Here is a 13,590-nt window from a genome sequence, read left to right on the forward strand (position 1 = left end):
ACACCGAGGCTGTTCTGTTCACGTCATTCGCTGACGGTTTGCGCCAATAGGGAAAGCACAGCGTCGCGATTGGGACTGCCGAGCCGCCCGCCGAAGACGGTGCACTTGATGGCCGCAGCGGCGTTGGCGAAGGCGATGGCGGCAGGGATCGCTTTACCTTCGGCGATGGCCAGAGTGAAGGCGCCGTGGAATACGTCACCTGCAGCCAGGGTATCGATGGCTATGACTTCCGGCGGGCGAGCCTGACGCACAACCCCGTCTTCGACCCAGAAGCAGCCTTCGGGCCCCGCCGTAACGGCAACAAAGCCCGCGAACCGCTCAGTCAGGATCTGCACGGCTTCGGGGATCGTCCTTGCGTTTGATAGAGTGAGCGCTGCGGGTTCGGAAAACACCGTGTGTGTTGCAAGCTCCGCCAGCGTCGTGATGACATCTGCCGGGCCAACGTCGGCATCCAGCACCGCGATCTTGCCGGCCGCGCGCGCGAGCTTGAGGACTCTCGTTGCACCTGTCGGCCAGCGCACGTCGACTTGCACAGCGTCGGCGCTGGTGATGAGGTCGTCCGGGATCCAGTCGGCGTCCTCGCCCAAGGCGCGGTCATAATAGGGAATGATCAGGCGCTCACCACTCTCGTCGACGATGACGGCGCTGAGCGGGGTTGGTACGCCAGCATATTGGCGGATAAATCGACAATCGACGCCCTCGGCCTGCACATCGGCAACGAACCTATCGCCGACGGCGTCATCGCCTATGCGCGTGATCAGCGTCGTCTTGCCACCCAGCCGGGCTGCGGCGATGGCGGCACTCGTCGCCATGCCATGCGCTGCCTGCACCAGAGCCTTGGGAAGCACTTTGCCCGGCCCTGTCGGAAGGGCATCGACGGAAAAGATCATGTCGACAGTGGCAGCACCGGCAAAGACGATATTGGGCGTGGAAGGCATAGGGGCGTTTCGTTCTGAATGCGTTGGCCGCGACTATATGCGAAATCGCCGACCCGTGGGTCGGCGATCAGAACGTACAGGCGATGATACCGCATTGAATCTACGCCCGGTTGGCCTTGGCCATGGCGATAGCAGCCTCGGCCAAAAGGTCGGAGTCGTTGGCCGAAATGACAAAGCTCACGCCCTGATCGCGCCAATAATGCGCCTGTTCTGACCCGCCGCAGTCGATACCAACCAGCTTCCCGGCGGCCTTGCCGCGCGCGATGATGTGAAGGATCGTTTCGCGCAGCTTGTCGGACTCGAGATAGCTGGTGCGGCCAAGGCCGATGCTCAGCGAAAGGTCATTGGGGCCGATATAGATGCCATCAACGCCGTCCACGGCGAGGATTGCATCTACGTTGGCCAGGCCTTCGGCAGTCTCGATCATCGCAATGCAGGTGGCGCTAGCATCGCCCTCTGCCGGCTGTGGTACGCTGGAGCGAACATTGCGCCAGATCGGGCCCCAGCTGCGGTTGCCCGCCGGTGCGTACCGGCAGGCATTGGCCGCAATCGTGGCCTCTTCGGCGTTGTTGACCAGCGGCACGATGATCACTTCAGCGCCCAGATCGAGCGAACGCATGATCAGGTCAGGCGTGTTCCACGGCACGCGCACGGCTGCCGGAGAGCCCACCTTGTGCAGGCCGTCGAGCAGGGGGCTGAGCGAGGCCATGGTGTTGAAGCTGTGCTGAAGATCGACGCAGATGAAGTCGAACCCCGCACCACCCATGATCTGAACGACCTGAGGATCGGCAAAGCCGCTCCAGGCGCCATAGAGCATGTCACCACCGAGCAGGCGCTGCTTCAGGGTCATTGTGCTGGCGTCCCATACTTTTCGTTGAGCGCCTCGAGCATGGTCATGGTCGCGGCGTCTGGCTTGCCCACTGCCATACGGGCGTGGCCGGCGGGAATGCCCTGCAGGCGCAGGCCGGTCTTGAGGCGTTCGATGTCACCCAGCAGGCCATCGATAGTCTCATCGACTTCAGCCTGCAGCGCCCCGCGATCGGCGATGGCCACGCCCGATGCAACGGCCTCTGCCATAGCAACGAAGGGCTCGGGGTAGACCGAGGCGATGCCTGAGATCACGCCATTGGCGCCGACCTGATCGAGACGACCGATCTCGCGGTCCGAGCCTGTGAAAACGAGGAAATCATCGGGGAGAACCTTGCGGAACTCGCCCACGGTTTCCAGCGATTCGCCTGAAATCTTGACGCCGATGATGTTGGGCAGTTCGGCAATTTTTGCCATCAAAGCCGGGGTGACCGTGATGCCGGTGCGGGCGTGGAAGATATAGACGAAGACGCCCAGACCATCCGAGACTTCCGAAATGCGGCTGTAGAAATGCAGCAGCGCCTCATCGGTCGATGGCAGGAAGTATGGCGTGATCGCTGCAACTTCCTTGGCGCCTTCCGCGCGGGCCTGGGCGATCAGGCGCTCGACTTCGTAAAGGCTCGACGCGCCAACATGCACCACGACGCGCTTGTTGGAGAGCACGTCGAGGCTGAGACGTGTCAGCGCCTTGCGTTCGTCTTCGCTGAGCGAGGGGAACTCACCGGTGGTGCCCAGCACGAATGCGCCGTCCACACCCGATGCCGCGCATTTGCGCAGGATGGCGGTGTTGCCCTCGATCGAGATTGCACCGTCGTCACCGAACGCGACCGGGATCGCTGTGAAGATGATGGGTTTGGCAGAAGACATTTGGACTTACCTTTGGTGATCAGTTTGTAGGCGCAGCGGCGGCCTGCTTAGCCCGTCGACGCGCAATGATGGGAGCGGCGAGCGACACCACGATGGCGATCAGCGCCAGCGAGATGAGGGTTGCCGAGATGGGCTTGCCAACGAGGCCGGCAGGGCCATCGATGAGCAGCGAGCGGCGCAGATTGGACTCTGCAAGCGGGCCCAGGATCAGGCCCAGAACGATGGGGCTGGCCGGAATGCCACTGCGCTTGAGGATGACGCCAATGACGCCGAACACCAGCATGACGATGACGGTGAACATGTTGTTGGTGGTGGCGTAGGTGCCGACCAGGCAGAACACCAGAACCGTCGCCCAGATGTAGTGCACGGGCATGTCGAGCAGCTTGACCATCATCGGCATGCGCACGAGGTTGATCGCAAGCGTGATGAGAGTCGCAAGCACCATGATGGCCGTGATGGTCACCACAAGGCTTGGCTGGTTGACGAACAGGCTTGGCCCCGGCTGGATGCCCCAGACAATCATCGAGCCAATCATCACTGCCATCACCGAGTCACCCGGAATGCCGAGAGCCATGGTGGTGGTGAGCGAGCCGCCCAGCGTGGCGCTGGAGGCGACGTCCGAGGCAGCGATGCCTTCAATGCTGCCCTTGCCGTATTCGGCCTTGTTCTTGGACGCAGCCTTGGCGCGATCCCAGCCCAAAAGACCGGCAATATCGCCGCCCGCACCGGGGATGATGCCCACGACCAGACCGACCAGACCCGCAATGCCGGTCGGTTTGACGATCTGCTTGTACTCAGACTTCGTTGGCCACCAGCGACCAAGCGCCGAGATCGGTTTGATCTTGAACTGGCGGTGGGTCAGGAGCTGGTCGAACAGCTCGGCAATGCCGAACAGACCAATGATCACGGCGATGAAATCGAGGCCACCGTTGAGGTCGCGAATGCCGAAGGTGAAGCGCGCATCGCCGGTGATGGGGTCACGGCCAATGGTGGCAATGGTCAGCCCGATGACACCTGCAAGCAGGCCCTTGGCGATCGACTTGGATGAGATCGAGATCATGATCGTCATGGCCAGAATGACCACGGCAAACATTTCGCTCGGACCGAACTTGAGCGCCAGCTGTGCCAGCGGCACGGAGGCGAAGGCAAACAGCACCATGCTGGCGATGATGCCGATGGCGGACACCAGCGCTGAGACGATCAGTGCCAGACCGGCACGACCATTCTTGGCCATGGGGTAGCCGTCAAAGGTGGTGGCGATCGAGGCCGGCGTGCCGGGCGTATTGATCAGGATGGATGGGATACGGTCGCCGAAATTGGCGGCGACATATATAGTCAGCAAGACGGCCAGACCCTGCACCGGATCGAGCGTCATGGTAAAGCCGCTGGCGAGCGCCACAGCCATAGTCGCGGTGATGCCTGGGAACATGCCCACCAGCATACCGATGATGACGCCGGCGCCCATGCACAGCATGACGGTCGGCTCAAGGACGGCCAGGATGCCGTCGAGAAGAGCGTTCATAGCGGCACCCTGAGCATGGTGTGGAACAGACCGTAGATGAAGCCGGTCGTGATCAATGGGAAAAGAACGAGGCCCTTCCACGCGCGCAGGCCAAACAGCCAAAGCAGCGCAGCAAGGTAGATAATCGTCGGCACGATGTAGCCAATCTGCGCCCAGGCGAAGACGTAGAGCGCGCTGAGGGCCAGGGCCAAAAGCATGCGCTGCCAGCCGCCGTCCGCAACACTTTCCAGATCGCCCCGGCTGACAGTGGGGCCGAACAGGGCAAAGCCAACGAGAATGGCAGATAGACCCGCCGCGATGGACGACAGCACGGTCGGCCACCATTTGGGATCAAGACCACCCGCACCCATGCGCAGGTAGATGTTTTGCGACAGAACAATTGCTGTCACCGACAGGACCAGAGCGGTCACTGCAATAACGATCTCAAGTCTTCTGGAGGGGCGTGCCGCAAGGTCGTGCTCGGCGGCCAGTTCCTCCGGCGACAAGATGATGTCGCCGGAGGAGTCCGCGAGCTGGTTCAGCTCGGTCATGCTTTTTACTTCAGGATTTCAGCGTAGCGGGCAGCTTCGGTCGCGATGAACGCTTCCCATTCTGCGCCAGTACGGTAGGCAGGCAGAATGCCAGCCGGGGTGATCGCATCGAGGAAGGTCTGCGTTGCGGCGGCCTTCTTGATCGAGGCTTCGAGGGTTGCCTTCACGTCGTCTGGGATACCGGCTGGGCCATAAACGCCGCCCCAGGCACCAAACTGCAGATCATAACCCTGTTCCTTGGCGGTCTTGACGCCTGGGAAGCGTGGGTGCTCTTCGTCAGCAAAGATCGCCAGAACCTTGAGGGTGCCGTCAGCGAAAGCCGTTGCGGTTTCGCCAGCGCCAGCCGTCACTGCATCGACGTGGTTGCCAAGGGCTGCAGCAACCGCTGGAGCGCCACCGTCAAATGGAACGGGGGTGATCTTGGCGCCAGTGGTCTTGGCCAGGGTGAAGGCCGTTGCGGCGAAAGCCGAGGCAGCGCCCGAGTTGGAGACCGAGAGTTCCTTGGTCTGCGCGGCTTCGATGAACTCGGACAGCGTGTTGTATGGGCTATTGGCAGGCACAGCCAGAACGACCGGGCTGTTCATGATCTGGCCGAGATAGGTGAAATCGGCGCGGTCAAAGTCGTAGCCGATGTTCTCGACGATGGCGAATTCCACGGGGCCGAAGCCGATTGTGTAGCCATCTGCAGGCTGCTCGGCGACGTGGGCGAAGGCCACGGTGCCGGTTGCGCCGGGACGGTTTTCAACGATGATGCTGACGCCCAGATCCTTTTCCATCTCCGAAGCGATTGCGCGCGAGGTGCGATCGGATGCGCCACCGGCAGCTGCCTGCACGACGAAGGTGATGTCCTTGGACGGGAATGCATCCTGAGCAAAAGCCGATGCCGTGAAGGCAACGCTGGCAAGCGCCGCAATGGCGATCGTCTTGGCAAATAGAGTGCCGGTCTTCATGTCTCTCTCCCTTTGAGATTATTGGTTGTTTGGCCGATTGATCGGTCCAGTTGTCAGGCGAATTGGTTGCGTCTGCGCTCCAACGCCCTCTCCCACACCGTCACCATCCGTTTGCGTGAGCCTTCGAGATGGTTGACGAGTTCGGTTTCTGCCGCCGCCGGGTCACCGGCCTTGATCAGCTCCAGCAATTCGCGGTGCTTGGCGGCGCTGTTCAGCAAATGCTGGTCCAGCGAAATGGTCAGACGCAGCAGCGTCATCATGATGGCTTCGTGCTGCTGCCACACGTCGGCCAGCCGCTTGTGGCCCGAGATCACGCAGATCTCGTTGTGAAAGGCGACGTCGGCCTGGGCAAAGCCCGCGGCGTCGTTCTGCTCGGCGGCGCGCTGCATAGCGTCGACCAGCCGATTGATTTCGCCGAACTTGGCTTCGTCATAGCGCGTCACGGCCAGTCGCACGGCGAGGCCTTCAATGGCGCTGCGCAGCGAATAGATCTCGTTGATGCCGTCCTGATCGATGCCGAGCACGACGACGCCTGGCTGCTGGCTTTCGACCAGGCCTTCAACTTCCAGAATCCGGAAGGCGTCGCGGATCGGGCCGCGGCTGACGCCAAACTTCTCGGCCAGTTCGACCTCGATCAGCCGTTCGCCGGGCGCAATTTCGCCCGCCGCTATGGCGACGCGCAGCTCTGCCGCCACACGGGCGCCAAGCGCTTCTTTCTGGATAATTGTTGCTGGGGTCCTCCTCAAGATCCCGGCCTCCTCTGCAATTTCGCGTCGACTGTTAACTGTTAACAGTCGACAGGTCAACACGAGGCCTGAGGGCGGGTGGAGGTTATCCATTCGACCAAAGTCGTGGTGTGATGGGCATTTTCGGGGAGTTGAGCGGCTCGTGCGGCTCGATTGAGCAGGCAGTCCGGCGGGTCCTGCTGGCTCCGTCCTGCGCTCATTCCAGCGGCGCAGGGCGGAGTTTCTGTTTTACCGTCGCTGTTTAGGCCGCGGCGGATGCAGGCATGGTCGGCGCTGTGCGGTCCTTGCGACCGATCGAGATGGCGAGGCCTGCCGCCAGAAGGCAGAGGGCGCCTGCCACGAGAATGGCGGGGCCATAGGTGCCCAGCTCGGTGCGTGTTGCCCCAGCCGAGAAAGCTGCCGCGGCCGCGCCGAGCTGGTGGCCGGTGAACACCCAGGCGAAAATCAGCCCAGCCTTGTCCGGCCCGAAATTGTCCGCCGCCAGCTTGACGGTGGGCGGCACGGTGGCGACCCAGTCAAGGCCATAGAACACGGCGAAAGCTGCGATGGCAGGCGCCGAAAAGCCGCTATAGGGCAGATAGAGCAGCGACAGTCCGCGCAGGCCATAGAACCAGAACAGCAACCAGCGGCTATCGTATCGATCCGAGAGCCAGCCGGACCCTATTGTACCGATCATATCGAAGATGCCGATAAGGGCGAGGATACCTGCCGCGCCGACAGCAGCGATTCCCACGTCGCCACAGATGGAAATCCAGTGAGTCTGGATCAGCCCATTGGTGCTGAAGCCGCAGATGAAGAAGGTGAGAAACAGCACCCAGAACGCATGCGAGCGCGAGGCTTCCTTAAGGGCCAGAAGCGGCGACAGCAGCAATGCCCCGAGGCTGGCGCTGCGCGGCGGGCGAGGGCGGATTTCGGTAGCGCCATAGGGCGCAATGCCGAGATCGGAGGGCTGATCGCGCATCAGCAGCAGCACAAGGATCATGGCGAGAGCGATGATGGTGACGACAAAACCCATGGCCGCGCGCCAGCCGAAGTCTTCGGCAAGGGTGGCCAGCAAGGGTAGGAAGACGAGCTGGCCGGTGGCGCTGCTGGCGGTCATCAGGCCAACGACAAGCCCCCGCTGCTTGTCGAACCAACGTGCGGCAACGGTGGCGCCGAGGACCATGGCCGTCATGCCAGTGCCGACGCCAACAATGAGGCCCCAGAGCAGCACCAGTTGCCAGACCTCGGCCATGAAGAACGAGCCAACAATGCCGATGGCGATCAGGATCAGCGCCGTCGCGACCACATTGCGCACGCCAAACTGGTTCATGAACGCAGCAGCGAACGGACCGAAAAGGCCAAATAAAACAAGGCGCACGGCCATGGCCGAGGAGATATCAGCCGTCGACCAGCCGAACTCGGCCTCGAGCGGGCCGATCAATACGCCGGCCGAGCCCATGGCCCCGGCGGTGGCCAGCATGGTGAGGAATGTCGTGGCGGCGACGACCCAGCCATAGTGGATGTTTCTTGCCTGCAACCAGTCGGCGAGCCGTTGCGAAATCATCGAGGTCTGTCCTTTGCGGGTATATGCCCGTAATGCGGTAAATTAGAAGGCGGTGGGGAGAGTCTGGAGGGCCTTGGCCATGTCGCCGCCCAGGATGGTCTCAATCTTTTCCTGCGTCGCTTGCCACAGGGGCAGGGCGGTCGCGATGGTCTGGCGCCCTTGTTCGGTGAGCATGACCGAGCTTTCGCGAAGGTCTTCGCCGGTGGCGATCTCGGTCAGCCCGAGCTTGGCCAAGACCCTGATATTGCGGCCCACGGTGGAGCGATCGAGATCCATGATCTCGCCAATCCGTGTCAGGGAGGCTGGCTCGTTGCGCTGGATTTTGCGCAGCAGAGAAAACTGGGCGACGTTGATGCCGCTCGGCGCCAGCGCGTCGTCATAGGCACGGGTCATGCGCCGTTCGGCAGCGCGCAGCGATGAGCAATAGCAGATGTCCGAAGTCATGATGCGGGCATATACCCGTAAATCGGCTTTGGCAAGCTGGTGTGGTGTTCACGACGGCGTGGCGTGATTGGATTTGGCTCGGTTTGGCGATACAAACTCAGCGTTTGTGTTTGCACGCCAGGTGTTTAGATGCGCGGATTCTTGCTATCGGTCGTGCTCTCTGCACTGATGGCGTCATCAGCTTCGGCGTCCAGTTTGTTTGAGCCGCAGCTGCATTTTTCGCCCGGTAAACCCAGCCAGCCGCGCGTGGCGCTGACGCTCGATGCGTGCTCGGGCGACATTGATCACCGCATTCTCGATGTGCTGGTGAAAGAGGAAATCCACGCGACAATCTTCGTCACGGCGCGCTGGTTGGCGAAAAATGCTGAGGCCGCAGATATACTTAAGAGGCATCCCGAGCTGTTCGAGATCGAGGATCACGGCCGCAATCATGTGCCTGCGGTGACCGGATCAGTCGCGCCTTATGGCATCAAACCGGCCGGCACCTTGCAGGCGGTATCCGATGAAGTGCTCGGCGGGGCTGAGGCCATTGCGCAGTTTTTTGGTACCGCGCCGACCTGGTTCCGTGGCGCGACGGCGCTCTATACCGATGACGCCATTCAGGAAATTGTCGCGCTCGGGTTCCGCGTTGCAGGCTTTTCTCTCAATGCCGATATGGGCGCCAGCGTCGACGCCAAGACGGCGGAGCGGCGGCTGGGCGCGGCAAAGGATGGGGACGTGATTATCGCCCATATCAACCAGCCAAAGCGTCCCGCCGGGGCGGGGATAGCGCAGGGGATAATGGACCTCAAAAAGCAGGGTTTTGTCTTCGTTCGGCTCAACGATGTGGACGCAAAATAGGGCTGCAACCCGTCACACCTGAGGGGCAATGCGTTAGCACACTGCTAGCATCTGGCGGCGAAACGGGTGCGAAAATGCGGGAGGAACGAATTGGGCGGTTTTGGAGGTCAAAACCTGCGCTTCGTTGACCCTACACTATCAAAGTCACGCGCTTGAGCAAGATGGTTTGGGTTGACCCTGACCCGCGCTTTTCCGGGGTGGTCGTGCTCCCGCATCGCTCACATCTTCCAGACGAAAAGGGAGGGTGTCGTGAACAGGGCAACGCTGATCAAACTGACCCGGGTGTTGGGCATGATGGGGTCCGAGCATGCGGGCGAGAGAGCCTCTGCCGCGCTTGCTGCCCATCGGCTGGTGGCGGCGCTGGGTCTGACATGGTGGGAACTGCTGGACCATCGCGAAACCGCTGGCGGGAAGGTGGAAGTGCGCCGGGTGCATGAATATGGCGTCGACCAGCATGCGGCAGCCGAAGCGCGGATGCGCCAGTTGCGCATGACCTGTGCGTCGCTGACCCAGGAGAACAAGGCGCTGAAGCGCCGCATCGCCAACATGGTGGAACAGGCGCGCAAGGCATCGCTCGACAACGACACCTGACGACTATTGGCTGGCATAGGCCAAAAATCGCGGTAGGTTCGGGCGCTCCGAAACACTCGGACCAATGAACAATGTGCCGGAACAGCCGGCACGCGGGGAAGAGGAATACCACTATGACGTCTCGTCTGGACAATCGGTCCGCCATCATCACCGGTGGCGCCCAGGGCCTTGGCTTTGCCATCGCCCAGCGCCTGCTCGCCGAAGGCGCCAGCGTGACGCTGTGGGATGTGAATGCCCAAGTGCTGGCAGAGGCGCAGCAGCAATTGGCGGGCCTGGGCAAGGTCGCGACCTTTGCCGTCGATATCACCGATGAGGCCTCTGTGGATGCGGCCGCCGCTGCGGCCGATGCGGCGGGCAGTGGCTTTGACATTCTCGTCCATAGCGCCGGGATTTCCGGCCCGACCATGCCGATGGCCGACTATCCGCGCGATGAATGGCGGCGCGTGCTCGACATCAATCTCTATGGCGCGTTTCTGGTCAATCAGGTCGTGGTGCGCCGGATGATCGCCAACAACTACGGTCGCATCGTCAACATCGCCTCCATCGCGGGCAAGGAAGGCAATCCCAATGCCTCGGCCTATTCGGCAGCCAAGGCGGGCCTGATCGGACTGACCAAAAGCCTCGGCAAGGAAACTGCCGCGCTCGACATTTCGGTCAATGTCATCACCCCGGCCGCTGCCAAGACGCGTATTCTCGAACAGGTGAGCCAGCAGCATATCGACTATATGCTGTCCAAGATTCCGCGTGGCAGGTTCCTGCTGGTCGAGGAAGTCGCCTCTATGGTCTCCTGGCTCGTGTCGGCGGAAAACTCCTTCACCACTGGTGCAGTGTTTGACCTCTCCGGCGGTCGCGCCACCTACTGATCGATCGCCGCCCGCGGGCGTGTGTTCGCTGGCGCCTCGCGCCTTTTGCGGGGCTGTTCTTCACGCCGCCCGTTCCGCATTGCGCATAAGGCGTTCACTTATGCGCGTGGAAGTGTTGGCGCGTTCGGTTGACGGCGCAGCGCCCCCTATGCGCTGGTGCGGCCAAGGGCAGAGCTTGGCCCCATCTCTTTCAGACAAAGGACATCACCATGCGCGCAGTCTTGCTTGGGGAATATGGCGGGCCGGAAAAGCTGGCTCTGGCAGAGGTAGAAAAGCCGGTGCCGGGCGCTGGCGAGGTGCTGGTGCGCATTCATGCTGCTGCACTCAATCCGGTCGATGCCAAAATCCGCAATGGTCTGCCCATCGGTCCGGCGCTGCCGGCGATCCTGGGCGCAGATCTGGCGGGTGTGGTCGAGGCTATCGGCGCAGATGTGACCGGCTTTGCCATTGGCGACGAAGTCTATGGCTGCGCCGGTGGCGTAAAGGGGCTCGGCGGCACGCTGGCGGAATACATTGCCGCCGATGCGCGGCTGTTGGCGAAGAAACCGAAAACGCTTTCGTTCCGCGAAGCTGCAGCACTGCCACTGGTGGCGATCACCGCTGCCAATGCGATGACCCGCGTGGCCATTGCCAAAGGCGAAAAAGTGCTGGTGCATGGCGGCATTGGGGGCGTCGGCCACATCGCCGTGCAGATGGCCAAGGCGGCTGGTGCCTATGTGGTGGCGACTGTCAGCACCGAAGAAGCCGGCAAGATCGCCCGTGATCTCGGCGCTGACGCCACCGTGATCCGCTCGACCGCTGTGGCTGACTATGTGGCCGAACATACCGCTGGCAAAGGCTTTGACGTGGTGATCGACACCGTGGGCGGCGAAAATCTGCTGCGTTCGTTTGAAGCCACGACCGTGGGCGGACGCGTGGCAACAACCAATGCGCGCACCACCATCGACCTCGGTCAGATGCACGGCAAGGCGCTGTCGCTGCATGTGGTGTTCATGTTGCTGCCGATGCTGACCGGCAATGGCCGGGCGGCGCATGGGGACATCCTGCGCGAGATTGCCGAACAGGTCGACGCCGGCAAACTGCGCCCGCTGCTTGACCCGCATGCGTTCAATCTGGCCAGCGCGGGTGATGCGCATTCGCTGCTGGACTCGGGTAAGGCGCGCGGTAAGATCGTCGTCGACATTCAGTAGCGGCGCGCAAAAATTCCGTGCGCTGCTGGGCTTTAACAGGCAGCGCACGGGTTCGCACTTTGGCATTCGCACGATTGGCAGAGCGCAGAGGGCGAATATCGTGTCTCGGAAATGGGATATCCCGCCGCCTCGTCCCATCCAATACCATTCAGGCCATGAGACGTGGCGATCCATGGTCAGTTCAGCGGTGCGCTGGACATGATCTGCGTCCTGTCTGTCCGCGACTTTGGGCTCTGGCCCCAAGCCGAGCTGAAGGTGTGTAAAGATGTCTGACTTCGATCTTGTGCTGGCCGGTACTGTCGTTATGCCCGATCGCATCGTCGAGAACGGCTATGTGGCCGTGCGGGCGGGCAAGGTGGTGCATGTGGGTGAGGGCATCGCGCCATCGGCCCATGAACGCCACCTGTTGGGCGAGGCGCTGATCCTGCCCGGTGCGATCGACGCGCAGACCCATTCGCTGAGCCAGAAGAATCAGGAAGACTTCATCTGGTCCACCCGTTCGGCCGCGGCCGGTGGCGTCACCACCATTGTCGACATGCCCTATGACGAGGGCAATCTCGTTGCCTCGGCAGAAGCGGTGCGCATCAAGGTGGCCCATGCCGAGCCACAGGCGCGCGTCGATTTTGCGCTCTATGGCACGGTTGTGCCCGAAGAGGGCGCCAGCAAAATTGCCGAGCAGGTGGAAGCGGGCGTTGCGGCGTTCAAGTTTTCGACCTTTGGCACCGACCCGATCCGCTTTCCGCGCATTCCGCCTGCTCTGCTCGAAGAATGCTTTGCCGCCATCGCCCCAACCGGGCTGACCGCAGGCGTGCACAACGAGGATGATGAGGCCGTGCGCGCCGCCATGGCCAAGGTCAAAGCGCTGGGCATTACCGATTACCGCGCCCATGCGATGAGCCGTCCGCCGCTGACCGAATTGCTGGCCTCGCTGCAGATTTATGAAACCGGCGCGCTGACTGGTTGCCCCGCCCATGTGGTGCATTGCTCGCTGGGCCGCGGCTATGAGATTGCCCGCAGCTACCGCGATCAGGGGTTCGATGCGACCATCGAATGCTGCATCCACTATCTGACGCTGGATGAAGAACACGACGTGGCGCGGCTTGGCGGTAAGGCCAAGATCAATCCGCCGATCCGCCCCCGTGCTGAAGTGGAAAAGCTCTGGGAGCATGTGCGCAAGGGCAATGTGACCTTGATTTCCACCGACCATGTGAGCTGGTCGGAAAACCGCAAGACCAATCCGGACATGCTGGCCAATGCCTCGGGCGTGCCGGGGCTGGAAGTGATGGTGCCGCTATTCGTCAAGGGCGCGCTGGAGCGCGACATTCCCCTGACCTGGGCGGCGCAGCTGATGGCGCACAATCCAGCCCGCCATTTCCGGCTGGGCCAGAAGGGCGCACTCCAAGCGGGCAAGGATGCCGATATCGCCGTGCTGTTCCCGCGCGCCAAGCGCTATGACGCGGCTGAGAGTGGACACAATGTCGTCGGCTGGTCGCCCTATAACGGGATCGAACTGCCATGGACGGTGGGGCTGACCTATCTGCGCGGCCAGCAGGTGTTTGACGGCACCAATGTGGCAGCGCCGGGAACGGGGCGGTTTGTGCGGCCAGAGGTAAAGCACTGATGGTTTTTTCGTGGGTTACCCCCACCCTCATTCCCTCCCCACAAGGGGGAGGGAAGCCTGCTTGGGTCCAGACCG

Annotated in this window: 14 protein-coding genes; 5 read left to right on the plus strand and 9 right to left on the minus strand. The window is 62.0% G+C overall.

The annotated features are described in order from the left end of the window. Window positions 1-23: 23 nt before the first annotated feature. From WH87_RS10940 to WH87_RS10980, 9 genes are all read right to left on the minus strand, one after another. On the minus strand, window positions 24-938 hold the full coding sequence (locus tag WH87_RS10940) for a PfkB family carbohydrate kinase (RefSeq protein ID WP_046139132.1): 915 nt from the start codon (window positions 936-938) through the stop codon (window positions 24-26). A gap of 100 nt (window positions 939-1,038) precedes the next feature. Further along, entirely contained in the window at window positions 1,039-1,788 is a 750-nt protein-coding gene (locus WH87_RS10945) for an HpcH/HpaI aldolase family protein (RefSeq protein ID WP_052726419.1), read from the minus strand. Further along, the gene (locus WH87_RS10950; RefSeq protein WP_046139131.1) at window positions 1,785-2,672 is read right to left on the minus strand and encodes a dihydrodipicolinate synthase family protein; all 888 of its coding nucleotides are present in this window, start codon (window positions 2,670-2,672) and stop codon (window positions 1,785-1,787) included. Before WH87_RS10950 ends, WH87_RS10945 begins: the two co-directional genes overlap by 4 nt. A gap of 19 nt (window positions 2,673-2,691) precedes the next feature. Further along, window positions 2,692-4,194, minus strand: coding sequence for a tripartite tricarboxylate transporter permease (locus tag WH87_RS10955; RefSeq protein ID WP_046139130.1), 1,503 nt, complete (start codon window positions 4,192-4,194; stop codon window positions 2,692-2,694). Beyond that, window positions 4,191-4,724: a tripartite tricarboxylate transporter TctB family protein gene (locus WH87_RS10960; RefSeq protein WP_046139129.1), complete on the minus strand. Its 534-nt coding sequence runs from the start codon at window positions 4,722-4,724 to the stop codon at window positions 4,191-4,193. Before WH87_RS10960 ends, WH87_RS10955 begins: the two co-directional genes overlap by 4 nt. 5 nt (window positions 4,725-4,729) lie before the next feature. Then, the gene (locus tag WH87_RS10965; protein WP_046139128.1) at window positions 4,730-5,674 is read right to left on the minus strand and encodes a Bug family tripartite tricarboxylate transporter substrate binding protein; all 945 of its coding nucleotides are present in this window, start codon (window positions 5,672-5,674) and stop codon (window positions 4,730-4,732) included. A 53-nt stretch (window positions 5,675-5,727) separates the two neighbouring features. Continuing rightward, complete coding sequence (locus WH87_RS10970) at window positions 5,728-6,420, minus strand: GntR family transcriptional regulator (RefSeq protein WP_046139127.1); 693 nt, start codon at window positions 6,418-6,420, stop codon at window positions 5,728-5,730. Window positions 6,421-6,661: 241 nt separating this feature from the next. After that, window positions 6,662-7,966 carry an MFS transporter gene (locus WH87_RS10975; RefSeq protein WP_046139126.1) on the minus strand — a complete coding sequence of 435 codons (1,305 nt, stop codon included), beginning with the start codon at window positions 7,964-7,966 and terminating at the stop codon, window positions 6,662-6,664. Window positions 7,967-8,008: 42 nt separating this feature from the next. Next, window positions 8,009-8,410: a MarR family winged helix-turn-helix transcriptional regulator gene (locus tag WH87_RS10980; RefSeq protein ID WP_046139125.1), complete on the minus strand. Its 402-nt coding sequence runs from the start codon at window positions 8,408-8,410 to the stop codon at window positions 8,009-8,011. A gap of 129 nt (window positions 8,411-8,539) precedes the next feature. On the opposite strand from WH87_RS10980, the gene WH87_RS10985 reads away from it, so the two are divergent. From WH87_RS10985 to WH87_RS11005, 5 genes are all read left to right on the plus strand, one after another. Beyond that, the gene (locus WH87_RS10985; protein WP_052726417.1) at window positions 8,540-9,250 is read left to right on the plus strand and encodes a polysaccharide deacetylase family protein; all 711 of its coding nucleotides are present in this window, start codon (window positions 8,540-8,542) and stop codon (window positions 9,248-9,250) included. Window positions 9,251-9,499: 249 nt separating this feature from the next. Further along, window positions 9,500-9,841, plus strand: a complete 342-nt coding sequence (locus tag WH87_RS10990) for a hypothetical protein (protein WP_046139124.1) — start codon at window positions 9,500-9,502, stop codon at window positions 9,839-9,841. Window positions 9,842-9,954: 113 nt separating this feature from the next. Continuing rightward, complete coding sequence (locus WH87_RS10995) at window positions 9,955-10,704, plus strand: SDR family NAD(P)-dependent oxidoreductase (protein ID WP_046139123.1); 750 nt, start codon at window positions 9,955-9,957, stop codon at window positions 10,702-10,704. A 209-nt stretch (window positions 10,705-10,913) separates the two neighbouring features. Further along, complete coding sequence (locus WH87_RS11000) at window positions 10,914-11,894, plus strand: zinc-dependent alcohol dehydrogenase family protein (protein WP_046139122.1); 981 nt, start codon at window positions 10,914-10,916, stop codon at window positions 11,892-11,894. Between the two features lie 265 nt (window positions 11,895-12,159). After that, window positions 12,160-13,515 (plus strand): dihydroorotase, encoded by a 1,356-nt coding sequence (locus WH87_RS11005; RefSeq protein ID WP_046139121.1) that lies wholly within the window; start codon window positions 12,160-12,162, stop codon window positions 13,513-13,515. The last annotated feature ends 75 nt before the right edge of the window (window positions 13,516-13,590 follow it).

The sequence above is a fragment of the Devosia epidermidihirudinis genome (assembly GCF_000971295.1).
GTDB classification, from domain to species: Bacteria; Pseudomonadota; Alphaproteobacteria; order Rhizobiales; family Devosiaceae; genus Devosia; species Devosia epidermidihirudinis.

Bases quoted from the DNA above. Each gene is read 5' to 3' on its own strand.
- WH87_RS10985 (WP_052726417.1), top strand. From the start codon at position 8,540: ATGCGCGGATTCTTGCTATCGGTCGTGCTCTCTGCACTGATGGCGTCA.
- WH87_RS10955 (WP_046139130.1), bottom strand. From the start codon at position 4,194: ATGAACGCTCTTCTCGACGGCATCCTGGCCGTCCTTGAGCCGACCGTC.
- WH87_RS10940 (WP_046139132.1), bottom strand. From the start codon at position 938: ATGCCTTCCACGCCCAATATCGTCTTTGCCGGTGCTGCCACTGTCGAC.
- WH87_RS10980 (WP_046139125.1), bottom strand. From the start codon at position 8,410: ATGACTTCGGACATCTGCTATTGCTCATCGCTGCGCGCTGCCGAACGG.
- WH87_RS10960 (WP_046139129.1), bottom strand. From the start codon at position 4,724: ATGACCGAGCTGAACCAGCTCGCGGACTCCTCCGGCGACATCATCTTG.
- WH87_RS10950 (WP_046139131.1), bottom strand. From the start codon at position 2,672: ATGTCTTCTGCCAAACCCATCATCTTCACAGCGATCCCGGTCGCGTTC.
- WH87_RS11005 (WP_046139121.1), top strand. From the start codon at position 12,160: ATGTCTGACTTCGATCTTGTGCTGGCCGGTACTGTCGTTATGCCCGAT.
- WH87_RS11000 (WP_046139122.1), top strand. From the start codon at position 10,914: ATGCGCGCAGTCTTGCTTGGGGAATATGGCGGGCCGGAAAAGCTGGCT.
- WH87_RS10945 (WP_052726419.1), bottom strand. From the start codon at position 1,788: ATGACCCTGAAGCAGCGCCTGCTCGGTGGTGACATGCTCTATGGCGCC.
- WH87_RS10975 (WP_046139126.1), bottom strand. From the start codon at position 7,966: ATGATTTCGCAACGGCTCGCCGACTGGTTGCAGGCAAGAAACATCCAC.
- WH87_RS10995 (WP_046139123.1), top strand. From the start codon at position 9,955: ATGACGTCTCGTCTGGACAATCGGTCCGCCATCATCACCGGTGGCGCC.
- WH87_RS10965 (WP_046139128.1), bottom strand. From the start codon at position 5,674: ATGAAGACCGGCACTCTATTTGCCAAGACGATCGCCATTGCGGCGCTT.